Origin of the sequence: Moraxella cuniculi DSM 21768, assembly GCF_900156515.1 — a bacterium.
In the GTDB taxonomy this organism is placed as follows: Bacteria; Pseudomonadota; Gammaproteobacteria; order Pseudomonadales; family Moraxellaceae; genus Moraxella; species Moraxella cuniculi.
The window spans coordinates 17,605-41,026 of record NZ_FTNU01000001.1 but is presented as its reverse complement, the minus strand read 5'-3'; the positions used below and the strand labels follow the sequence as shown (position 1 = coordinate 41,026).

The 23,422-nt window shown below is 46.4% G+C and carries 22 protein-coding genes; 11 read left to right on the top strand and 11 right to left on the bottom strand.

The window, feature by feature from the left end:
* The first annotated feature begins 46 nt into the window (after nt 1–46).
* From purE to epmA, 6 genes are all read left to right on the top strand, one after another.
* Nucleotides 47–580, top strand: coding sequence for a 5-(carboxyamino)imidazole ribonucleotide mutase (gene purE / locus BW928_RS00165; protein ID WP_076554149.1), 534 nt, complete (start codon nt 47–49; stop codon nt 578–580).
* Nucleotides 581–654: 74 nt separating this feature from the next.
* Nucleotides 655–1,794 (top strand): 5-(carboxyamino)imidazole ribonucleotide synthase, encoded by a 1,140-nt coding sequence (locus BW928_RS00160; RefSeq protein ID WP_076554147.1) that lies wholly within the window; start codon nt 655–657, stop codon nt 1,792–1,794.
* Between the two features lie 7 nt (nt 1,795–1,801).
* Nucleotides 1,802–2,251, top strand: a complete 450-nt coding sequence (locus BW928_RS00155; RefSeq protein ID WP_076554145.1) for a YaiI/YqxD family protein — start codon at nt 1,802–1,804, stop codon at nt 2,249–2,251.
* Between the two features lie 72 nt (nt 2,252–2,323).
* On the top strand, nt 2,324–3,517 hold the full coding sequence (locus tag BW928_RS00150; protein ID WP_076554143.1) for an AI-2E family transporter: 1,194 nt from the start codon (nt 2,324–2,326) through the stop codon (nt 3,515–3,517).
* Nucleotides 3,514–4,569 carry a 4-phosphoerythronate dehydrogenase gene (locus tag BW928_RS00145; protein WP_076554141.1) on the top strand — a complete coding sequence of 352 codons (1,056 nt, stop codon included), beginning with the start codon at nt 3,514–3,516 and terminating at the stop codon, nt 4,567–4,569. Before BW928_RS00150 ends, BW928_RS00145 begins: the two co-directional genes overlap by 4 nt.
* A 26-nt stretch (nt 4,570–4,595) precedes the next feature.
* Entirely contained in the window at nt 4,596–5,564 is a 969-nt protein-coding gene (gene epmA / locus BW928_RS00140) for an EF-P lysine aminoacylase EpmA (protein WP_076554476.1), read from the top strand.
* A gap of 277 nt (nt 5,565–5,841) precedes the next feature.
* Here the strand turns inward: epmA and BW928_RS00135 are convergent, their stop codons facing one another.
* On the bottom strand, nt 5,842–6,642 hold the full coding sequence (locus BW928_RS00135; protein ID WP_076554475.1) for an HpcH/HpaI aldolase/citrate lyase family protein: 801 nt from the start codon (nt 6,640–6,642) through the stop codon (nt 5,842–5,844).
* 14 nt (nt 6,643–6,656) lie between these two features.
* Nucleotides 6,657–7,817 carry a dihydroorotase gene (locus tag BW928_RS00130; protein WP_076554474.1) on the bottom strand — a complete coding sequence of 387 codons (1,161 nt, stop codon included), beginning with the start codon at nt 7,815–7,817 and terminating at the stop codon, nt 6,657–6,659.
* Between the two features lie 47 nt (nt 7,818–7,864).
* On the opposite strand from BW928_RS00130, the gene BW928_RS11555 reads away from it, so the two are divergent.
* The gene (locus BW928_RS11555) at nt 7,865–8,038 is read left to right on the top strand and encodes a hypothetical protein (protein WP_158078418.1); all 174 of its coding nucleotides are present in this window, start codon (nt 7,865–7,867) and stop codon (nt 8,036–8,038) included.
* A 10-nt stretch (nt 8,039–8,048) separates the two neighbouring features.
* On the opposite strand, the gene BW928_RS00125 is transcribed toward BW928_RS11555, so the two are convergent.
* A complete protein-coding gene (locus tag BW928_RS00125) occupies nt 8,049–9,059 on the bottom strand; it encodes an aspartate carbamoyltransferase catalytic subunit (protein ID WP_076554139.1) in 1,011 nt (336 codons plus the stop codon).
* Between the two features lie 311 nt (nt 9,060–9,370).
* Between BW928_RS00125 and BW928_RS00120 the strand changes: the two genes are divergently transcribed.
* Complete coding sequence (locus BW928_RS00120) at nt 9,371–10,369, top strand: class 1 fructose-bisphosphatase (protein ID WP_076554137.1); 999 nt, start codon at nt 9,371–9,373, stop codon at nt 10,367–10,369.
* Nucleotides 10,366–11,145: a TrmH family RNA methyltransferase gene (locus tag BW928_RS00115; protein ID WP_076554136.1), complete on the top strand. Its 780-nt coding sequence runs from the start codon at nt 10,366–10,368 to the stop codon at nt 11,143–11,145. Before BW928_RS00120 ends, BW928_RS00115 begins: the two co-directional genes overlap by 4 nt.
* Nucleotides 11,146–11,240: 95 nt before the next feature.
* Here BW928_RS00115 and BW928_RS00110 read toward each other — a convergent pair whose 3' ends face one another.
* The gene (locus tag BW928_RS00110; protein ID WP_076554133.1) at nt 11,241–12,170 is read right to left on the bottom strand and encodes an electron transfer flavoprotein subunit alpha/FixB family protein; all 930 of its coding nucleotides are present in this window, start codon (nt 12,168–12,170) and stop codon (nt 11,241–11,243) included.
* A gap of 25 nt (nt 12,171–12,195) precedes the next feature.
* Nucleotides 12,196–12,945 carry an electron transfer flavoprotein subunit beta/FixA family protein gene (locus tag BW928_RS00105; RefSeq protein ID WP_076554131.1) on the bottom strand — a complete coding sequence of 250 codons (750 nt, stop codon included), beginning with the start codon at nt 12,943–12,945 and terminating at the stop codon, nt 12,196–12,198.
* Between the two features lie 228 nt (nt 12,946–13,173).
* Between BW928_RS00105 and BW928_RS00100 the strand changes: the two genes are divergently transcribed.
* Nucleotides 13,174–14,073 (top strand): DMT family transporter, encoded by a 900-nt coding sequence (locus tag BW928_RS00100; protein ID WP_076554129.1) that lies wholly within the window; start codon nt 13,174–13,176, stop codon nt 14,071–14,073.
* A gap of 30 nt (nt 14,074–14,103) precedes the next feature.
* Here the strand turns inward: BW928_RS00100 and hutI are convergent, their stop codons facing one another.
* From hutI to hutH, 4 genes are all read right to left on the bottom strand, one after another.
* Nucleotides 14,104–15,327 (bottom strand): imidazolonepropionase, encoded by a 1,224-nt coding sequence (gene hutI, locus BW928_RS00095; protein ID WP_076554128.1) that lies wholly within the window; start codon nt 15,325–15,327, stop codon nt 14,104–14,106.
* 60 nt (nt 15,328–15,387) lie between these two features.
* Entirely contained in the window at nt 15,388–16,413 is a 1,026-nt protein-coding gene (hutG, locus tag BW928_RS00090) for a formimidoylglutamase (RefSeq protein WP_076554126.1), read from the bottom strand.
* A gap of 24 nt (nt 16,414–16,437) precedes the next feature.
* On the bottom strand, nt 16,438–17,064 hold the full coding sequence (locus tag BW928_RS00085; RefSeq protein ID WP_076554124.1) for a LysE/ArgO family amino acid transporter: 627 nt from the start codon (nt 17,062–17,064) through the stop codon (nt 16,438–16,440).
* A gap of 226 nt (nt 17,065–17,290) precedes the next feature.
* The gene (hutH, locus tag BW928_RS00080) at nt 17,291–18,847 is read right to left on the bottom strand and encodes a histidine ammonia-lyase (RefSeq protein ID WP_076554122.1); all 1,557 of its coding nucleotides are present in this window, start codon (nt 18,845–18,847) and stop codon (nt 17,291–17,293) included.
* Between the two features lie 307 nt (nt 18,848–19,154).
* Between hutH and BW928_RS00075 the strand changes: the two genes are divergently transcribed.
* Nucleotides 19,155–19,844 carry a DUF305 domain-containing protein gene (locus tag BW928_RS00075; RefSeq protein ID WP_076554121.1) on the top strand — a complete coding sequence of 230 codons (690 nt, stop codon included), beginning with the start codon at nt 19,155–19,157 and terminating at the stop codon, nt 19,842–19,844.
* A 142-nt stretch (nt 19,845–19,986) separates the two neighbouring features.
* On the opposite strand, the gene BW928_RS00070 is transcribed toward BW928_RS00075, so the two are convergent.
* Together BW928_RS00070 and hutU are read right to left on the bottom strand one after the other, a co-directional pair.
* Nucleotides 19,987–21,300 carry a YjiH family protein gene (locus BW928_RS00070; RefSeq protein WP_076554119.1) on the bottom strand — a complete coding sequence of 438 codons (1,314 nt, stop codon included), beginning with the start codon at nt 21,298–21,300 and terminating at the stop codon, nt 19,987–19,989.
* A gap of 208 nt (nt 21,301–21,508) precedes the next feature.
* Entirely contained in the window at nt 21,509–23,236 is a 1,728-nt protein-coding gene (gene hutU, locus BW928_RS00060) for a urocanate hydratase (RefSeq protein ID WP_076554116.1), read from the bottom strand.
* Nucleotides 23,237–23,422: the final 186 nt, after the last annotated feature.

Sequence of the window (23,422 nt, the reverse complement as noted above, 5' to 3'; positions counted from 1 at the left end):
CAGCTTGGCTTATTTATTGTTTTATTTGAAATTTTAAGGGAAAAACATGACTACTACCCAGCCTGCACCCATCTCCTCCCCTGCTGGCGTTGCAAAAGTTGGCATTATTATGGGCTCTCAATCTGATTGGGCAACCATGAGCGAGGCGGCACAGCTGCTGGCAGACTTTGGTGTTGCTTTTGAATGTGAAGTGGTCTCGGCTCATCGCACACCTGACAAATTGTTTGATTATGCAAAATCCGCCCAAGCAAAAGGCTTGCAAATCATCATCGCAGGGGCTGGCGGGGCTGCCCATCTGCCCGGTATGTGTGCCAGCCAAACCGCCCTACCCGTGCTTGGCGTGCCTGTCAAATCCAGCACACTAAGTGGTTGGGACAGCTTGCTATCCATCGTCCAAATGCCCAAAGGTGTCGCTGTTGGCACGCTGGCCATCGGCACCGCAGGGGCATTCAATGCCGCCTTGCTTGCCATTCAGATTTTGGCACTGCATGACAGCACCCTTGCCAAAAAACTGCACGATTTTCGCAGCCAACAAACCCAAACTGTGTTAAACAGCCCCACCCCTGGCATCATCAACTGATGTTGGGCGTGAAATTTATGGCAAAATATGCGATAATAGCCCCATTGTTATTTTGGATAAATTTTGGATAAATTATGACTACCACCGCTATCAACACAAACAGCAAAACCATTGGCATTTTAGGCGGTGGTCAATTGGGCATGATGTTGGCTCAAGCCGCCTTAAAACTTGGCCATCGTTGTGTGTTTTTGGAAGATGCGGACAATCCGCCAGCAGGATTGTATGGGCAGGTTTTTAAAAGCCATCAGCTTGAGGCATTTATTGCCGCTTGCGATGTTTTTACCTTAGAATTTGAAAACACACCTGTAGAAACTGCCGAATTATTAAGCCAGCAAAAACAAGGTATTTATCCACCGCCAAACGCCTTGGCAATCGCCCAAGACCGCTTAATCGAAAAAGCCTTATTTGACGAGCTAAACATTGGCACCGTACCTTATCGTGTGGTTAATTCATTAGCAGAACTACAAGATTCATGCAATAAACTTGGTCTGCCATTGGTGCTAAAAACCTCTCGAGGTGGCTATGATGGTAAGGGGCAATTTGTCATCAAAACAACCGATGATATTGCCGCTGCTTGGGGGCAGCTTGGTAGTGCAACCACAGGCGAGGGAGGCTTGACAAGCACTCCAGCACCACTGATTGCCGAAAGGTTTATTGATTTTGAACGGGAAGTCTCCATCATCGCTGTGCGTAGCAAAAATGGCGATGTTCGCTTCTATCCTTTGGTCGAAAATCATCATCAGCAAGGCATTTTGTCCAAAAGCATCGCTCCTGCTGCCGATGCCGAAATTTTAAACAAACAAGCCCAAAAAAGCATTGAGAGAATTTTAACTCATCTTAACTATGTTGGCGTCTTGACGCTTGAGTTATTTGTCAGCAAATCAGAACTGATCGCCAACGAAATTGCCCCACGCGTGCATAATTCTGGACATTGGAGCATTGAGGGTGCGGCTTGTAGCCAATTTGAAAACCACATTCGTGCTGTAGTAGGATTGCCGCTTGGTGACACCAGCATTATCAAACCCTCTGTCATGCTTAATATCATCGGCAAATACCCAAACCTTGATGACATCTTGGCAACCGATGGGGTGAATTTTCACCACTATCACAAAAGCGAGCGAGCTGGGCGTAAGATTGGGCATTTGACCATCATCAGCGAATCAATCACCGACCATCAGCACATTGAATCCATCGTACAGCAGTCCAATTGCTAGGTGCTTTGTGCAGATTTTTGTTGATGCTGATGCCACCCCTGCCATTGCCAAGACATTAATTATCAAAACCGCCTTGCGTTGTGAGGTGATGAGTACATTTGTCGCCAATCACCCCATCAGGCTACCGCCCTCGCCCTTTTTGGCGAATATCGTTGTTGCTCATGGCTTTGATGTGGCGGATAATTACATCATCAACGCTGTCAGCAAGGGCGATTTGGTTATCACCAATGACATTGTGCTGGCAGATGCTATCTTGGCAAAATCCGCCAAAGCACTAAGCGTACATGGCGAAGAGTTTATTGCCGACACCATCAAATCCAAATTAAACGCCCGTGATTTTATGGATACAATGCGTGCCACAGGTCTACTAAACCCCAACCAAATGGGCAAGCAAGCACGCTATGGCGACAAAGATAAAATTGCCTTTGCCAATGCACTTAATCGCTTGGTGCGATAATATTCATCAAATTGTCATTTGCAAGATGACAGTATTTTTGGCAAAATACAATAAATTTTTCGGTGGCAAGTTATGATTGAGCAGTGGAGCAAAGAAATTGTCCTGCAGCGACTGTTGGCATTTATTTTGTTGGCAGTTTTGGTAATTCTGTGCCTGCAAGTGGTGCGTTTTTTTATCTCACCTGCGATTTGGGCAGCGATTTTGGCCTATGTTACCTTTCCCTTGTATCAATTTTTTCACCAAAAAGTGCGACTTAGCCCCACTTTAAGTGCATTAATCATGACTGTCTCCATCACGCTGATTATTGGCATTCCGCTTGCTATCGGTGTTATTTATTTGCAGCATGAAGTGGTGAATTTTTATAGTATGGCTGTCAGACGGCTGCAAGCAGGCTATGTAGATTTGCCAGAAAACATCAAAAACCTACCTGTCATCGGTCAGCAAATCAAAGACATACTCTGGGAGATTAACAAAGACCCAGAAAGTTCAATGGCAGCTGTACGCAACTGGATTCAGTCGCATTTGCACTATGGCAAAATCGCTTTTGATGCTGCATTGAAAAACTTTGCCAAACTCGGCATGGCATTGATGACCGTGTTTTTCTTTTATCGTGATGGGTTAAGTTTGGTCAAGCAAATCCGCCAAGCCATGCGAAATATCATCGGCGATCGCATTGATCACTATATCAACGCCATCGCCAGCACCACGCAAGCGGTGGTTTATGGCATTGGCTTGACCGCTCTGGCTCAAGCATTGCTGGCTGGTATCGGCTATGCTGTTGCTGGTGCCCCCAGTCCGATTTTGCTCACGCTCATCACCTTTGTGGTGGCGATGATTCCGTTTGGTACGCCTTTTGCTTGGGGTGCAGTTTCGCTTTGGCTGCTTTCACAAGGCTTTACCACGCAAGGGATTGGCTTGGCCGTTTGGGGTATTTTGGTCATCAGTTGGGTGGATAATTTGATTCGCCCCATCGTCATCAGCGGTGCCACCAAAATTCCTTTTATCATCATTTTTATTGGTGTGCTTGGCGGCTTGACGGCATTTGGCTTTGTGGGACTATTTATCGGCCCTGTTGTGCTTGCCATTGCTTTGGCGGTCTGGCGAGAGTGGATAAGCCAGCACAAAAGCGAGATTTTTGCCAGTCGCCGCAGTGGTTTTGTGGTTGCTGACGGAGAGGCGTTGCTTGCCGATACCGACCCTGCGCCAATCCTAGACCACGATGCCATCACAAAAAACAATCCCGAGCAGCCACAGGATAAATCATGATCACCGTCATTGCTGATGAAAATATCAGCCATCTAGAAAGCTATCTGAATCATCACAAGGTTCGCCTGATTAAGATGGCAGGTCGCGATATTACTGGCGAGGTGCTACAGCAGCACCGTGCTGATGCATTGCTCATTCGTTCGGTTACGCCAATCAATGCACAAAACCTTGCCAACATATCACACCTTAATTTGCAGTTTGTTGGCTCGGCAACCATCGGTACAGACCATGTAGATGGTGATTTTTTGCAAAAATTTAACATCAGCTTCGCCAATGCCGCTGGCTGCAGCAAGCATTCTGTTGCACAATATGTCATCACTGCCATCTTACGCACCTTGCCAGAGGCACGCCACACGCCAATCAAGCTTGGCATTATTGGACTTGGTAATATTGGCAGCACACTGGCAAATTATGCCAACAAACTCGGCTGGCAAGTGTTGGGGTATGATCCATTTTTGGCACCATCAGCCATCAACAATGCCACTTTTGAACAGCTACTACAATCCGATGTCATCAGCATTCACACACCACTGACACACGCAGGCACGCACCCCACTGCCAAGCTCATCAGTCATGAACAATTGGCACGTATTCGCCCCAACGCCCTGCTTATCAATACCGCCCGTGGCGAGGTGATTGACCAAGCTGCCCTATTAGCTGCCATAAATAATAAAAACTTAACTGCTATATTAGATGTATTTGAAAATGAACCCCATATTGATGATGAATTGCTAAAAAAAGTATCGCTTGCCACGCCACACATTGCAGGCTACACACTTGAGGGCAAAATTCGCGGTACGGACATGATTTATCAAGCGTTTTGTCGGCATTTTGAACTGCCAATCAAACAAACCCTTGCTCCTTTATTACCCCCCAATCCTTATTTTTTTGATGAATTATTAAATAAATTTAATTTAGAAATTCTTAAGAATTTTTATGACATTGAAGCTGATTTTGCCAAGCTACAGGCAATCAATCACCATGGTGTGCGTGGTGATGATTTTGACCGCTTACGCAAAAACTATCCGCTGCGGCGTGAATGGATTTTTTAATCATCAAAACAAACCCAAAAGCCAACATTATGACAACCACCTATATGCCGACGCTAAGTCTTGCTCATGCCCAAAAAAAAGCCCAACTGCTCAGCAGTATCCGTCATTTTTTCCTGACAAAAAATGTACTGGAGGTAACAACGCCCATTTTGTCGCACGCTGGCAATACCGATGTTTATATCGAATCCGTGCAGGCATTGTTTCATCACCATGGCAAAAAACACACAGGCTATCTGCACACTTCGCCTGAGTTTGCCATGAAGCGACTTTTGGCGAGCTACCAAGTGCCAATTTATCAGATTTGCCAAGTATTTCGTGATAATGAACAAGGGGGGCGGCACAATATAGAATTCACCATGTTAGAATGGTATCGGCCAAAATTTGACTTGGCGATGCTAGCCTGCGAACTAGAGGAGCTGCTGGCAGCGGTATTTCACCACCCCATCAAGCTGCAACAGCTAAGCTACGCCGATGCTTTTGAAAAATACGCCGCCATTCACCCATTTTCCGCCAGTCTGACAGAACTCAAGTCCTGTGCCACGCACCATAAAATCAGGCTGGATATGGGTGTAGATAGACAAGGCTGGCTTGATTTACTGTTTAGCCATTTGGTTGAGCCCAAGCTGGGCTTTGAGGCACCGACACTTATCACAGACTATCCGCCTGCCACTGCCGCCCTTGCCAAAATCAGCACAGATAATAATGGGCATCTGGTGGCAAGCCGATTTGAATTGTATATCAACGGTATTGAGATTGCCAATGCCTATGATGAGCTTGCCAATAAAAACGAGCTGTTGGCGAGATTTCAAGCTGACAATGCACTACGAGCCAAGCTAAATCTGCCCACCATGCCCATTGATTACAACCTACTTAATGCGTGCGATGATTTGCCCGCCTGCAGTGGGATAGCACTGGGCATTGATAGACTGTTTATGGTTTTGCACAATTTGCCAGACATTAATCACGCCATCGCCATCATCAGTGAGCGTGCTTAGTACCATCTTGCCAAAGCCGCCATCAACATGACGGTATGGCAAACGCATAAATTAACATCAAAAACCAAGCCTACAAAGTAAGCATTTGGCGATTTGAATACGGTCAGATTTTATTAAAAAGCTATCACGGCAGACAATCAGCCAGCGAAAGATTGGCTTTATCGCCATCAAACCCCAAGTGGTGATGACAATCAGCATTTACCACTGGCACATGGTGTAGGGAAGTTGGATCAGTGGTGGGAAATTTACCGCAAAAGATGAATCGAAACCGCCCAAACTACTTGTCAAGCAGTCGCCTTGCCCACTGTATTAAGGGCAAATCCACCATCTTGCCGTCAATGGCAAAAGCAATTTCACCCGTTTGTTCATACCTTTGATAAATCGCCTCGGCAAATGCCCAATCCTGTTCATCTGCCAGTACACGCCGTGCAATCGCCACTTGCTTTGGGTGAATCAGCAATTGCCCAGCAAAACCAAAATCACGCCAATACGCCACACGGTCGGCAAAAGCCTGCTCATTGGCAAAATCGGCAAAAATGGTCTCAATCGGTGGCTGCAATCCATAAACCGCTGAATATACCAACAAATCCGTGCGAACTTTGTCAAGCAAGGTCGCATAAGCAGCCGAATCTGGACGCACCCCTAATGACTGTGCCAAATCCAAACAACCAAAGCTCAATGCCTGCACACCTGTCGCCTGTGCAATCTGCACAAGATTGGCAAGCCCTGCCGCTGTCTCAATCATAGCGATGATGGGTTTTTGGCTCTGCTGATATACCTGTGTCACCTGTTCGGCAGATTGGCATTTTGGCAACAACAAACCATCCAGCTGCACCAGCTCATTCACGCAGGCGATATCGGCTTGGTAAGCTGCCGTATCATAAGCATTAATCCGCAACCAATAACGATGCGTCGTCTGCTTATCAAAATCCAGCAACGCTTGACGCACCGAATCTTTGGCATTGTCTGCAACCGTATCTTCCAGATCGATGATGACCTTATCAACACCTGTGGCAATCGCCTTTGATACTCTATCAAGACGCACCGCAGGCACGAACAGATACAGTGTCTTTGTCATCGCTTGCATCATGATTAATCAAAAAACACACGGCAAACTTTGCCAGTTAATACCTGCCCCATAAAAGGCGTGTTTTTGCCTGCAGACAGCATGGTCTCTGCCGACACTGTCCAATTCGCCTCTGGGTCAAGCAGCACCGCACCACCGATGGCATGATAGTTATCAATGCCTGCAATCTTGGCAGGATTTAGGCAGATTTTTTCAATCAATTGCTCGGCAGTTAGCACGCCATCAGCCACCAACTGACAACCCAAAGACACAAAGGTATCAAAATTACTAATGCCTGCTGTGCTTTCGGCAAACGGTGCTTGCTTGGCACTCATTGATAATGGCTCATGATGGCTACAAATCGCATCAATCGTCCCATCTTGCAAACCTGCAATCAATGCTTTTTGGTCGGTATTGCTGCGAAGTGGTGGTAACACATAGGCATTGGCATTATAGCCCTCAATATTATCATCGGTCAGGTGCAGCTGGTGCATGGCAACATCGCAAGTAATCGGCAGCCCTTTTTGCTTTGCCCAGCGAATCAGCTCCACCGAAGTACGACAGGTAATCTGGCTAAAATGCACGCTTACCCCTGTCTCTTCTGCCATCAGAATTTGCTTGGACAACGCAATGGTCTCGGCAAGCCACGGTATCCCTTGCAGCCCATGAAATGAAGCGATATAGCCCTCATGTGCCACACCGCCACGCGACAGGCTTGGCTCGTCAGGATAAAAAAATACCTTAATGCCAAAAGTCGCCGCATATTCCAAGCAGCGTAATAATGCCAAATCGTTAGCAAAACCTGCCCCAGCATTACTAACAGCAATCGCTCCGCCTTGCTTTAATCCAGCCAAATTGGCAGGCTGCTCACCCTTTAGACCTGCTGTCATCGCCCCCAAGATATGCAAATGCACGCCGCCATCATTCAACGCCTTTTCACGCAAGCCCTTTAATAAAGAGCCATTTTCTAGCACAGGGTCGGTATCAGGCGGCAGCACAATGTGCAAAATACCATTTGCTCTGGCGGCCTGCCCTTCGCTTGCCAATGTGCCATGCGACTGATGCCCCGGCTCTCTTAATCTTGCACACAAATCCACGATTGGCGGTATTAGCCATTTGCCCTGCGTGTCCACGCCTTCTAGCTGGTTTTGGTCAAATTGCCAATCGCTGGGCAATAAATTTGTCAAAGAGGCGTGTTGTTTTGTTGAGACAGTCATTTATATTTATCCTTATCATGAGCAAAATTTATCAAGCATCAACCGATGGTTGTCAAGTCCATAAGCCAAGCGAGCATTTGGCAAAATCCCAATCATCACTGGTATCATTCTACCACCAGCAAACCCAAGCAAAATGCACGATGGCGATCACCACAGCCAGTTGCTATCAGCAAAATGAACAAACCGCTTAAGGCTGGCAGCTTAATTGGTCAAATTGGCTCTGCTGGCTTTTTGCCCTGCCAATGCCATCGCCATCACCGCCATGCGGACAGCGATGCCGTTATTCACTTGCTTTAAAATCACCGATTGCGGCCCATCTGCCACCGCAGACGCAATCTCGACGCCACGGTTCATAGGACCTGGGTGCATGATGAGTGCCGAAGGATTGGCAAGGCGAACACGACTCTCGGTAATGCCATACATCTTAAAATATTCACTGGTTGATGGCAAAAGCGGTGAGCCAATGCGTTCATTTTGGATACGCAGTCCGATAATCACATCCACACCTGCCAAGCCCTTGTCAATATCCTCAAAAACACGCACGCCATAACGCTCAATACCTTTTGGCAACAAGGTCTTTGGGGCAATCACACGCAAATCCGCCACGCCCAAAGTCTGTAGTGCTGCTATGTCCGAGCGTGCCACACGACTGTGCTTAATATCACCAATGATTGCAACGGACAGCTGGTGAAATGGTTTATTCGCCTCGCGATAGATGGTGAGCATATCAAGCATTGCCTGCGTTGGGTGAGCGTGCCAACCATCACCTGCGTTAATAATGGCAACATTTGGCGTTACCTGCGTCGCCATAAAATGTGCCGCACCAGAGGCACTGTGCCGCACCACAAACATATCAGCACTCATTGCCTGCAAATTCCACAGTGTATCACGCAAAGTCTCACCCTTATTGGTTGATGAGCGAGCAATATCAAGGTTTAATACATTTGCCCCCAGTCGTTTTTGGGCAGCCTCAAAAGTCGTGCGAGTGCGTGTTGAATTCTCAAAAAACAAGTTCATCACCGTACAACCAGCCAGCTCATCGGTATTTATCAGCCTGCCCTTGGCATCAAAATAACCCATCGCCTTGTCAATAATGCTCTCAAGCTGGCGACACGACAAACCCTCCACGCCCAAAAAATGCCGAATGCCATCATTGGGTGCCAGCTGCGGTTGTGCCAGCTGTGCATTGAGGCGTGCCTGAACATTATTCATGTAAATTCCTTAGATCAAAACCTGAAATAATACAAAACTTGCTTTGCCAATGGTTTTTGCCAAATTGCCAACTGGCGGTCAAAAAAATAAATTAAGTCATTTTAGCAAATTTTTCCCCACAAAAACAGTGCCAATTTTGCAAGTTTTCTTGATAAAATCATGCTAAAATATGGCATTATCACACGATTGGCTCGTGATTGACACCACCATAAGCCTTAGCCCTGATATTGTTTTTGGTGGTGATTTTGTTTGCTATTTTTAACAAACTTAATATCAACCCAGCCTACCAATTTTAATGATAAGGATAAATCATGATAACACTTGCTCAGTATCTGCAAAACCACGCCAATGCCGCCGTTGCCAGCACCATCACCACCTTGGCAACCGCCAGCATTTCCATCAGCCACTTGCTTGCCAAAGGTGCATTGGCTGGCATTCATGGTGATGCAGGTGGCGAAAATGTGCAAGGCGAAGCCCAAAAAAAACTTGATGTCATCTCAAATGATTTGCTGCTTGGGGCATTGACTCGCAACCCAAACTGTGCAGGCGTCGCCTCCGAAGAACTTGATGAAATCAGCCCTGCCAACCAAGACGGCACTGTACTTATCACCTTTGACCCTTTGGACGGTTCAAGCAATATCGATATCAACATGACCGTTGGTACGATTTTTTCTATTTTGCCGTATCATCGCGTAGGCGAGATAGCAACTGAGGCAGATTTTTTACAATCTGGCGAAAATCAGCTGGCGGCAGGGTATTTTATTTATGGTACTTCCACCATGCTTGCACTGACCTTGGGCAATGGCGTGGCAATGTTTAGCTTTGATCCAAATACCCAAACCTATCTGCTGATTAACGACAATGTACGCATCAGCCCAACCACAGCCGAGTACGCCATCAATGCCTCTAACCATCGCTATTGGCTTGCACCCATCAAGCAATATATTGATGAATTGGTTGCAGGTGATACAGGCATACGCAATAAAGATTATAACACTCGCTGGGTGGCAGCAATGATTGCTGATGTGCATCGGATTTTGATTCGTGGCGGCGTGTTTATGTATCCATTTGATACCAAGATTGCAGGCAAGGCAGGCAAATTACGGCTCATGTATGAGGCCAATCCGATGAGCTTTGTCATTGAGCAAGCAGGTGGTGCCAGCACAGACGGCGTTCAACGAATCATGCAGATTCAACCAACGCATATTCATCAGCGGATTCCAGTTGTACTGGGGGCGACACAAGAGGTTGAATATGTCAGACAATTGCACGCCAAAGCAGGCATACTGGCAGATGGAACAGTGGCATGACCCCAATCAGCTCGCTTGCCAACCCAACCATTAAGCACGCCGCCGCCTTGCTTACGCAGCATCGCATACGCAAAAAAAGCGGTCAGACCGTGCTTGAGGGTGTGCATTTAATAGAAGCAGCAATTAAGCAAAACTTCACAATAAAGCAAATCATCATCGGTCAATCTGCACTCAGCCACCCTGAAGTTGCTGGGCTAATTGAGCAGATTGCTCAGTCGATTATCCTTGCCACAGACGCTGTTTATAAACAAATTCGTAGCCTAGGTACAGGTGTTGATATCATGGCAATTGTCGAGATACCAACGCCTGCACTGGGTGTTATCACCAGCGATTGTCTGATTTTGGACGGGTTGCAGGACTTGGGTAATATTGGCACTTTGCTTCGCACCGCATCCGCTGTCGGCATCAGCACCATCATCAGCACTACAGGCACCGCCCATCTTTGGTCGCCCAAGTGCTTGCGTGCTGGCATGGGGGCTCATTTTTCTTTGGCAATCTTTGAGCAAGTCGATTATGAAGCCATTCTACAAAAAGTCAAAATACCGCTATACGCCACCAGCAGCCATACTGACAAAGTCATCTATCAGCACAACTTAACGCAACCAATCGCATGGGTGCTGGGACATGAAGGTCAAGGCGTATCCGAGATATTCTTACGCACTGCCACCGCCATCGCCCTACCCCAACCAAACGGTCAAGAAAGCCTCAATGTCGGGGTTGCAGGCTCGGTTTGTTTTTATGAAATGCTAAGACAGCGACAATTTGCCCAACATTAACCTTGCTTTTAATGGTTGGCTTGGGCATTATAATTAGCAAGCCCTATCAATACACCCAAAAAAAACGCACCCAATTGAGTGCGTTTTTGTCGATATTATAGCTTGTCAGTGAGCTCTGGCACCACGCTGAACAAATCCCCTTCCAAGAAATAATCAGCAACCGCAGCAATCGGTGCTTCTGGGTCATTGTTGATTGCCACGATGGTCTTAGAATCTTTCATACCTGCCAGATGCTGAATCGCTCCAGAGATACCAACAGCAATATACAAGTTTGGTGCAACGATTTTGCCTGTTTGACCAACCTGCATATCATTTGGCACAAAACCTGCATCAACTGCCGCACGGCTTGCACCGACTGCCGCACCCAATTTATCCGCCAATGGCTCGATATATTTGGCAAAATTCTCACCACTTGCCAATGCACGACCGCCTGATACCACGATATTTGCCGAAGTAAGCTCAGGACGATCAGATACCGCAAGCTCTTCTTTGACAAAACTTGATTTGCCAGCATCAAGCGTAAGCGGCACGCTCTCTATCGCTGCTGCACCTGTTGATTCAACAGGGTCAAATGCCGTTGCACGCACCGATACCACAATGATGCTCTCGCTGGATTTGACAGTTGCGATGGCATTGCCTGCATAAATCGGACGCTCAAAAGTATTGGCATCAATGACCGCTGTAATATCTGACACCATACTCACATCAAGCAACGCCGCCACGCGTGGCAAAAAATTCTTGCCTGTGGTGGTTGCAGCAGCAAGAATATGACTATAACTTGCCGCCAGCTCCTTGACCAACAAAGCGACATTTTCGGCAAGTTGATTGGCATAGGCGACATTATCTGCCAGCAAAACTTTGCTCACGCCTGCAATCTTGGCAGCTTGCTCTGCAACCGCCTGACAGCCAGAGCCTGCCACCAATACATGTACCTCGCCACCGATTTTGCTTGCTGCTGCAACCGTTGATAGCGTTGCTGATTTTAATTCTTGGTTGTCGTGTTCTGCATAGACTAAAATTGTCATCTTAATTATCCTTATTATCTGTTAATTAAATCACGCGTGCTTCATTTTTTAGCTTGTCAATCAGCTCATCAACTGATGCCACCTTAACACCTGCCGAACGCTCTTTTGGTGCTGTAACCTTGAGTGTTTGTAATTTTGAGGTCATATCAACGCCAAAATCTGCTGGAGTTTTGTTTTCCAGTGGTTTTTTCTTGGCAGCCATGATGTTTGGCAGTTTTGGGAAACGAGGCTCATTCAAACGCAAATCGGTGGTAATCACCGCAGGCAATGGCAAAGCTACCGTTTGCAAACCACCGTCAATCTCACGAGTAACCTTAACTGCATCACCCTCAACTTCAACTTGGGAGGCAAAAGTACCCTGACCAACACCCATCAGTGCAGCCAGCATTTGTCCTGTCTGGTTGTTATCATCATCAATCGCCTGCTTGCCAAGCAAAACGATTTTGGCATCTTCTGCCTGTGCAACCGCTTTTAGGATTTTGGCAACTTGCAGTGGGTGGGCTTTTTCGTCAGTTTCTACCAAAATACCACGATCCGCCCCCAATGCCAATGCCGAGCGAATCTGCTCTGCTGCCTGACTTGTGCCAATTGATACAGCAATAATTTCGCTGGCAATGCCTTTTTCTTTTAGGCGTACCGCTTCTTCAATGGCAATCTCACAAAAAGGATTGACGGACATTTTGGCATTGGCAAGCTCCACGCCTGACTCGTCCGCCTTAACACGCACCTTGACATTGTGATCGACAACGCGTTTTACCGCAACTAATATTTTCATAATTTCCTCTTTTAATTAAAAACAAACAACAGCTATACAATACACATTTCAGACAAGTTTGTAAACCATTACAAGCAAATTTTCGCCAAACAATGGCAAATTTGACCCATTGGTCATTTTTGTAACATAATTTTGCCAATTTTATAAACAGTTCTCATGGCACGCTTGTTTTGTACGCCAATTTGCTTGTGATATAATAAGCACTCTGCTTTTTACCAACTGCTTACCATGAAATTCTTTCGTCATCTAAGCACCACCCAACAAGGCTATTTATTCACCATTATCACCATGTGCATTTGGGGCAGTTTTGGGCTGCTTGCTCGCATGAACGCCTACTGGCAAATCCAAGTTTGGGATGTGTTGCTGTTGCGGTTTGGCATAGCAGCCTTGGTACTGATACCGATTTTGTGGCTAAAAAAAGATTATCGGTTTTTGTTTGACTGGCGAATGCTGATTTTGGCACTGGTTGGCAGTATTGGCTATTGCACTTTGGTTTATAGTGGATTTTTTTATGCCCCTGTGGCACACGGCGTGGTGTTTTTAAATGGCACTTTTCCGCTGTTTGCCGCACTGATAGGCTATGTTGTGCTAAAACAAGGCATTGACAAGCACACAGGCATCGGTCTTGGGATTATTGTGGCGACCTTGCTGCTGATGGCGGTGATGATGATTGCTGACAATGCTCGCTTTGGCATCGGTGATGTGTTTTTTATTTTAAGCGGTGCTTGCTGGGGGCTATTTTCTGTCTTATTACGGCAATGGAATTTTTCTGCATGGCACATCATGAGTGGCGTGGCGATATGGTCTGCCATTTTATACATTCCTGCCTATGTGCTATTTGTAGAACCAAATTTTGCCAACAATCAACCAGTGCATTTGGTCATACAAGGGCTGTTTCATAGTATTTTTGTGGTGATTATTGCCACAATTAGCTATGCCAAAGCCGTAGCACAAATCGGTGTATTTCAGGCAGGCAGCATTGCCAATTTGGCACCATTTATTGCCAGCCTGCTTGCCGTGCCACTGCTTGGCGAGATGATTGATGCCACTTTGCTTCTTGGGCTGATTGGTATGGCATTGGGTGCATTGCAACCATGGCGATGGCTACAAAAAACCCAAAAGCCATAAGCTGCTCTTTATTATCTTAAGCATTAACCATCAGTGGCGTGATTTGCCTGCAATAATGAGCTGTTTGAGTACATTTTGTCCAATCAAATAGCTCAAATCCGCAGGTCTGTCTATCTGCCAGATTGCCAAATCAGCATCACAGCCAACCGCCAATTTACCTTTATTTGGTAGCCCCAACGCACAGGCAGCATGAATGGTTGTGCCAGCCAACGCCTCCTCTGGGGTTAGGCGAAACAGTGTGCAAGCCATATTCATAGCAAGCATAAGCGATACCGATGGCGATGTGCCGGGATTGCAGTCAGTTGATACCGCCATTTTTACCGCATGGCTACGCAGCTCATCAATCGGTGGCACTTTGGTTTCACGCAGGCAATAAAAGGCGGTCGGCAACAACACTGCAACCGTATCAGCCGCCGCCATTTTGACAATATCGCCACTGGATAAATACTCAATATGGTCAGCAGACAACCCCCGAAAACTTGCCACCAAGCCACTGCCACCCATGTCGGACAATTGTTCGGCGTGCAGCTTGACAGGCAGATTCAAGGACTGTGCCACCTTAAATACTCGTGCCACTTGCTCAATGGTAAAGGCAATTTTTTCACAAAAAGCATCAACCGCATCCACCAGCCCTTCTGCGTGCAAAATCGGCAGCCATTGGCAGACTTTTTCAATATAAGCATCAGCATCGCCTTGGTATTCTGGCGGCAGAGCATGGGCAGCAAGGTAGGTTTTTTGTACGCTGATGCCATAATCCTCGCCAAGTTTTTTGGCGACTTGGAGCATTTTTCGTTCGCTGTCTAAGTCCAAGCCATAGCCTGATTTGATCTCGATGGTCGCCACGCCCTGATTAACCAGTGCCAAAAATCTGGGCAGACTTTGCTCATACAGCTGTTCAAAACTCGCCTGCCGTGTCGCACGCACCGTTGATAAAATACCGCCGCCATTTTTGGCAATGGTTGTATAATCCACGCCAGTTAGTCGCATCTCAAACTCATCACTGCGATTGCCCGCATAGACCAAATGCGTATGACAATCAAGCAATGCAGGGGTCAGCCAGCCACCACAGGCATCTATCCTCTCGTCTGCATGGTGTGTGGATAGCTCTGCCATACTGCCAATCCATGCAATCTTGCCATCAACAATGCCCAAAGCTGCATTCGCTACCGCTCCATAAGCCGTACCACGACCAAAGCCAAACTCTTCATTCATCGTGGCAAGGTTGGCATTGATAATCAAGGTGTCAAATCTCATAAATGCTCCCTATGCTGTCTTGTCTATTGTCATGGATAATGGTTTATTTTTGATTAAGTTTTATTTGATTTTTTCTAACAAAAACGCCTGTGCCATCTGAGCCAATAATCGTGCTGCTACCTTTGCACCCCGTCCGTCAATGTCATAATTGGGATTAAATTCAGCAATGTCTATTATTTTTACTTTGCCACTTTTGATAACATGAATTAAGCATTTTTCAACAAAATGCACATCAAGCCCCTTGGCATTGACCGCACTGACCGCAGGCATAAAGCCAGCCTGTAAACAGTCCAAATCCAGCGTCAAATACAGCACATCCACACCATCGATGAATGCGTCAATCCGTGCCTTAATCTCGTCAAAAGATAGCTCATGACAGGCATTTTCATCAATGATATGCACGCCCAAACGCTCTGCCTTATCAAACAAAGCGGCAGTATTGCCAAACTCACTGATGCCAATCGCCAAATAATGAAACGCCTGATTGTGCTGAGCCAAAAAATCAGCAATCTGCAAAAATGGCGTGCCACTGGTTGCATATTTATCACAACGCAGATCAAAATGTGCATCAAGATTAATAATGCCAATGGATTTATCCTGACTGCCCGACAATGCCAATGCACGATAAAGCCCCATAAACGAGCCAAAGGCAATCTCATGCCCGCCACCGATGGCAATTGGTAAGCTGCCACTGCAAATAATCTTGCAAATATCGTCAGCATACTGGCTCTGGCATTGCTCCAAAATATCCACAGCAATCTTATCATCATCAGCACACTGAATATTGCCAGCGTCAGCGACCAGCCCACCTGACAAAACCACATCACCAAAAGCACGCCATAGCTTGCTGGAGATTGGCAGTTTGCCAAAGGCGACCTTAATCACATCTGGTGCGTGCTTTGCACCAATGCGTCCTTGATTGCGTTGCACGCCCTGATCGCAGGCAAAGCCTAGAAGCGTAATCGGTTGCTGCTCATATTCAGCAATCGCCTGCTGCCAATAACTGGCAGTGTTATGCTCATAATTTTCTTGGCGTGCTGTATAAATGGCTTGATTATAAGCTGTTTTGATTATTTGTGCTGACATCTAAACCTCGCAAATTGCTGACCATCACTGCCCGATGAATAACCGATAGGCAAAAGCAAGCAAGCCAAAGGCAATCCACCACATAATGCAACCGATAACAAATTCCAAAATTCGCCATGCTTTTGGTTTTTGGAACAAAGGCAACAAAAATCTGGCACCAAAGCCCAAACCAAAAAACCAGACAAATGAGGCAAGCAACGCCCCTGCCAAAAACTGTAATTTCTGCTCAAATGCCAGCGTCCCTGCGATACCGCCAACAATCACCACTGTGTCCAAATACACATGGGGATTTAATAAAGTTACCGCCAAAGTGGCAAGCACTGTGGTTTTTAGCTTGTCAGAAACTTGATTTTGACCATCAATAAGCAATGCGTCATTGCCAGCAAATGAGCTTTTAAAGGAATTAAACCCATAAACACCCAAAAATGCCGCACCAAAAATTGCCAATCCGCCACTTAGCCATTTGTTGGTTGCCAATATTGACCCCAAGCCCAGCACACCGATGGTCATCAGCAAAAAATCACACAAAAAACAAATCAAACTGACTGCAAAAACATTGTTTTTCTTCAGTCCGTTTTTTAGCACAAAGGCATTTTGACCGCCAATTGCCATGATTAGACTTGCCGAAACCAACGCCCCTTTCACAAACATCGCTACCACCCTAAGCCTCTCGGCCGTTATGATTATACAAATCCGCCCTACAAGCCATCATTGGCAAATAAAGCGGTCTTTGGGCGTGGTCATTAATAGGCTAAATTTATATAGACCAAGTGCAAACATTAATGCTGTGCCTTTGACATTGACCCAAAGGCACCATGCTATCACAAATCCTTAAAAACACAACCCAAAATCCAAAAAAGATCTTGGGCGTGCGTGCTTATTCTGCCAGATACCACTCATCACGCAAATTGTCCCAATGGGCAAGCAGCTCGCCTGACAACACCAAGTTTTTGGCATTTTCAATGTCAGGGGCAAAATAGCGATCTTTGTCATAAAACGCCACTTTTTGACGCAGCAGCTGGTGCGTTTTGGCAAGTAGCGGCGAGGTACTAAGACCTTCTTTGGCATGAAAATCCACTCCCTGTGCCGCTGCCAATAATTCAATGCCGACAACCGCTGCGGTGTTATGTGCCATCTCATACAGGCGGCGACCAGCATAAGTTGCCATCGACACATGGTCTTCTTGGTTGGCACTGGTAGGAATGCTATCAACACTGGCTGGGTGTGCGTGTGATTTATTCTCACTGACCAAAGCCGCCGCCGTAACATGAGCAATCATAAAGCCTGAATTGGTGCCAGCATTTTCCACCAAAAACGCAGGCAGACCTGATAAGGTTTTGTCAATCAACAAGGCAATGCGGCGTTCGCTCATTGAGCCAATCTCACTGATGGCAAGTGCCAGCATATCAGCAGCAAACGCCACAGGCTCAGCATGAAAATTACCACCACTGATTGCCACTGCTTCGCCGTCATTATCAAAAATCAACGGATTGTCAGTTACCGCGTTGGCTTCTTTTAATAAGGTTGCCCCTGCCTGATTGATGATATCAAGACACGCCCCCATCACCTGCGGCTGGCAACGCAAGCAATAAGGATCTTGGACACGATCATCGTCAATCTTATGCGATTCACGGATTTGACTACCATCAATCAAACTGCGATGTGCTTTGGCAATTTGGATTTGTCCATGATGGCCACGCACCTTATGAATGCGTGCATCAAATGGTGCGTCCGAGCCTTTGGCAGCATCAATTGACATACTGCCTGTAATGGTTGCTGCTGCCAACAAATCTTGTGCCAAAAACAAGCCGCGAATCGCAAGTGCCGTTGATGCCTGTGTGCCATTAATCAGTGCCAAGCCTTCTTTGGCAGCCAGCGTAATCGGCTCAAGCCCTGCCTGTGCCAATGCCTGTTTGGCTGGCACAAGCTCGCCATGCACTCGCACTTGTCCTTCGCCCAAGATTGCCAAAGTCATGTGCGATAGCGGTGCCAAATCACCCGATGCCCCCACCGAACCTTTGGCAGGAATGCACGGCATGATGTCATGATTGATAAGATTAATCAGTGCATCAATCACGCAAGCACGCACGCCCGAATAGCCCTGAGCTAGGCTTGAGATTTTCATTACCACAATCAGTCGCACCACTTCATCAGGCAACAGCTCGCCTGTGCCAACCGAATGGCTTAGGATAAGATTGCGTTGCAAAAGCTCAAGCTCATCATTGGCAATACGCGTTTTTGCCAGCAGCCCAAAGCCTGTATTGATGCCGTACGCCGCCTTGTCGCGTTTGATAATCTCTTGCACTGCTTGATGTGATTGTTCGATCGCCGCATAGCTGCCTTCGGACAAGCGAATGATGGCTGGCTTGGTATAAATTTGGCGTAACTGCTTAAAACTTAGCTGACTTGGTATGATTGTCAAGGTTGGCTTCATGATAACGCTCCTAAAATCTGGTCAAATGTTTCCATATTATCAAACAACAAATAAAATCGTGGTGATGCAAGCCTGTCGCTCAATTAACTGCAAATAGCCCAAGCATCATATCAAAAAATGACTATAGCAACAAAATAGTATAATTTCAAGACATATTAACTACAAAACTCATACCCTGCCAGTTGCCATCAAGTTGCATTCGGCTTATTTTTGGGTATAATGAAAAACTTATGATTGCTATTCTCCATAGAATCAGGACTGATTGCAGTTCTGATTATCATTCACTTAATAACCAACTGGGGGTTTTATGAAAAAAATTCTTCTAGCAGCTGCCATTTTGCCATTGATGCTAACCGCTTGCAATCAACAAAAAGCACCAGAACAAGCCAAAACAACCGATACCGCCGCAGCCACCACAACCGAAACTGCCGCCGCTCCAACAACACAACCAGCAGCTGATACCGCTCAAGATCCAGTGCTGACAGAATACATGAAAATCGTTGCTGAATCTTTGGACAAAAGCCTAACCGCCGAAGCCAGCAACAGTGCCGATCGTATGTTTGCCCAGAGCGTGCAACCACAGATTGACAGTGCGATTGCCATGGCAAATCTACAACTAAAAAATGGCACCGATCCACTATTGACTGGCATTGCCCAAAAAATCGCCGATAATGCTACAATCAGCAAAACTTTGGGCGATTATTTGGCAAACAATCAAGATGCCAGCGAAGCATTTGCCGAAAAAGAAGAATTCAACAAAGAACTTATCGAGCTGCACGAAGATCTGATGGGTACAGCGGACAATGCCGAAGCAGCCATCAGTGCCGATAAGATATTTGCCAAAAACCTACTTGCCAACCATGAAGCAGTGGTTGATTTGGCAGAACAACAACTCAAATACGGCAAAGATGACAGCCTAAAACAACTGGCTCAATCATTAATCAGCAACAATGAAGCGGTCATCACCAGCCTAAAAGATTGGCTAAAAGCCAACTAATCACCCAAACGCCCTAGCAATAGGTAGTTTGGTGATTTGATAAGCAAGACCTAAATTTGGGTCTTGCTTTTTTTGCTTGTTATTTTTGTACCGCACAAATCCAGTGCGATAAGCCAAAATATCGCGACCGTCTTCATTCAGCCTAAGCCAACCAGCCCAATGCCAAAGCCAACTGGGCAAAAGCACACGCAAGCACAATGCTTAATGCCGTACGGATAAACCAAATCAAAATCATTTTTGGCACGGACAAGGGGATATTGGTCGCAAGCACACAAGGTATCATCGCCGAGAAAAAGATGATTGAACTCACTGGCACGATTGCCGTTACAAATCTGGTTAAAATATCGCTATCGGCAAGCAACAATGCAGGCAAAAACACCTCGGCAAGCCCTGCCGACAAGCCCTTGGCAACCACCATCGGCTGAGGTAGCCCACCCAAATAAGTAAAAGGATACAATGCCATGCCCAATACATCAAACACAGGCGTATACTTGGCAAAAAGCAGCCCAAGCAGACCGATGGCAATGATGGACGGTACAATTGCCGCTGCCATTTCAATACCATCTTTGAGATTTGTCCACAGAACCTTTAGCAAACCATCACTGGCTTTGGCAGTATTAATACCAGTGTCAAAAGCAAGTTTTAGGCGGCTTTGACCCTGTGCAGTAACATCGGCAATTGGCTTACTGTTATCCATCGTAGCAATGGGCGGCAAGCGTGCGGTTATCGCCGTTACCAAAAAAGTAATCACCAAGCACGACCAAAAATACAAATTCCAAAAATCCATCAGATTAAGCGTTTTGGCGATAATCACCATAAAAGCTGTCGAAACGGTAGAAAATCCTGTGGCGATAATCACCGCCTCTTTGGTGGAATATTGACCTTGCAAATACACGCGATTGGTAATTAACAATGCCACCGAATAGCTGCCGACAAATGAAGCTACCGCATCAATCGCTGAAGCACCGGGAGTTTTCCAAATCGGTCGCATCACAGGTTGCATCAGCACACCCATCAGCTCAAGCAAGCCAAAGCCAAGCAAAAATGCCAACATCATCGCCCCAATTGGAACAATCATACCAACAGGCAAAGCCAATTTATCAAACAAAAACGGCATCATGTCTTTTTGCATGATGAGCTCTGGTGCCAGACCTGTGATATAAAGCACCGCCAATATCAAGCCTGCCACCTTAAGGGCGGTCAAAATCTTATTTGTTAAGTTATGCTTATAACTACCTGTAACAAATGGCTTTGCCACACCATAAATCATCAAAGCAAACAGCAGCACAATCGCCAGTGGTTTTTGTTCATTCACCAGATAGCTTGCCGCATGGTCAAAAGCAATCGTGCGTTTGTTACCAATAGTAAATGGCACAAAAAACATCACGATTCCCACAAGGCTAAAGACAATCATCTGCCAAAGGGCAAGCTGGGTAGATTTGTTGTGTTGTGTCATCGTTTTATCCTTAAAACACGCCAAGCAAAAGGCGGCGTGATAGATGATACAATCAAGCAGACAGCTTGGATATTGTACTGCTTATCCGCCTTGCTGTTTAAACCGAGTTGCCACAAACAGCAAAATCATCATCAGTCAAACAGCAAGGCACATCTATCACGCTTATACTTTGGCAACTGCTTTGGTTAAGCAATGCCAAACAGATACATCATTTAATCATCGGCAAATTTAGCCCAAAGTTTTTTGCCGTCTCGATGGCAAGCTCATAACCTGCATCAGCATGACGCATCACACCGCTGCCACAGTCATTTACCAGCACATTGGCAAGGCGTTTGGCGGCAGCGTCAGTACCGTCCGCTACGATAACCATGCCCGAATGCTGACTGTAGCCCATGCCGACACCGCCGCCGTGATGCAGGCTCACCCAAGTTGCCCCGCCTGCGACATTGAGCATACCATTTAACAATGCCCAGTCTGACACAGCGTCCGAGCCATCTTTCATGCTTTCGGTTTCGCGGTTGGGGCTGGCAACAGAGCCTGTATCCAGATGATCTCGACCGATGACAATGGGGCCTTTTAGCTCGCCATTTTTGACCATTTCATTAAACGCCAAGCCCGCCTTATCACGCTCACCAAGCCCAAGCCAGCAAATGCGAGCAGGCAAGCCCTGAAAATGAATGCGGTCTTTTGCCATATCTAGCCAGTTGTGTACATGGGCATTATCAGGGAACAGTTCTTTGATTTTTTGGTCGGTCTTATAAATGTCCTCAGGGTCGCCAGACAACGCCACCCAGCGAAACGGCCCTTTGCCTTGACAAAACAAGGGGCGGATATACGCAGGCACAAATCCCGGAAAATCAAAGGCATTTTTCACCCCTTCATCAAAGGCAACTTGGCGGATATTGTTACCATAATCGGTTGCTGGTACGCCCATCGCCTGCAAATCAAGCATTGCCTGCACATGCACGGCACAAGATTTGGCAGCGTCTTTGGTGAGGCGTTCGTGCAAAGCAGGGTCAGCCTGTGCCGCTTTCCACTCATCTACCGTCCAACCGATTGGCAGATAGCCGTTGATCAAATCATGAGCCGAAGTTTGGTCAGTAACAAAATCAGGCTTCAGATACGCCGTGTCAGCCGTGGCGGTTTTGGCTCGCTTGACAATCTCTGGCAAAATCTCGGCAGCATTGCCAAGCAAGGCAATTGACACCGCTTCACCTTTGGCAGTATGTTTTTTAATCAGCTCATAGGCATGATCCAAATTATCCGCTTGCTTATCCACATAGCCAGTACGCAGGCGGAAATCAATGCTTGATTGCTGACACTCAATATTTAGACTTACCGCCCCTGCAAAGGTCGCCGCCAGTGGCTGAGCACCACCCATACCACCCAAGCCTGCTGTCAAAATCCAGCGACCTTTCCAGTTGTTGGTGGATTTATCCACACCATTGCCAAAGTGCTGACGACCTGCCTCGGCAAAGGTTTCATAAGTACCTTGGACAATCCCTTGCGTGCCAATATAAATCCAGCTGCCCGCGGTCATTTGTCCGTACATGAACAAATCTTTGCGGTCAAGCTCATTAAAATGCTCCCAAGTTGCCCATTTTGGCACAAGGTTTGAGTTGGCAATCAGCACTCGTGGTGCATTTTCGTGCGTATTAAACACGCCCACAGGCTTGCCCGACTGCACCAACAATGTCTGATTATCCTCAAGCGTCTTTAGCGTCTCAAGAATCTTATCATAACACTCCCAGTTGCGAGCCGCTCGCCCAATGCCACCATAAACCACAAGGCTTTGTGGATTTTCGGCAACATCTGGGTGCAGGTTGTTTTGAATCATGCGAAACGGTGCTTCGGTCAGCCAGCTTTTGCAAGTCAAGGTTGTGCCTGTTGGTGCTTTGATAACGCGGCTTGTGTCAGTGCGAGTAAATTTGCTCATAAAATATCCTTTTTTGGCAGGTGAAAATTAGACCAAATAAACTTGCCCAAATCATTGGTCAAATTTATATAGACAAATTTAGCAAAAAATTTTGCTGAATGCAAGCAGATTTTGCACAAAACATTCACATTTTGGGTGTATTGATACTTGGGCGTGTTGATATTTCAATTTGGGTAAAAATTTAGA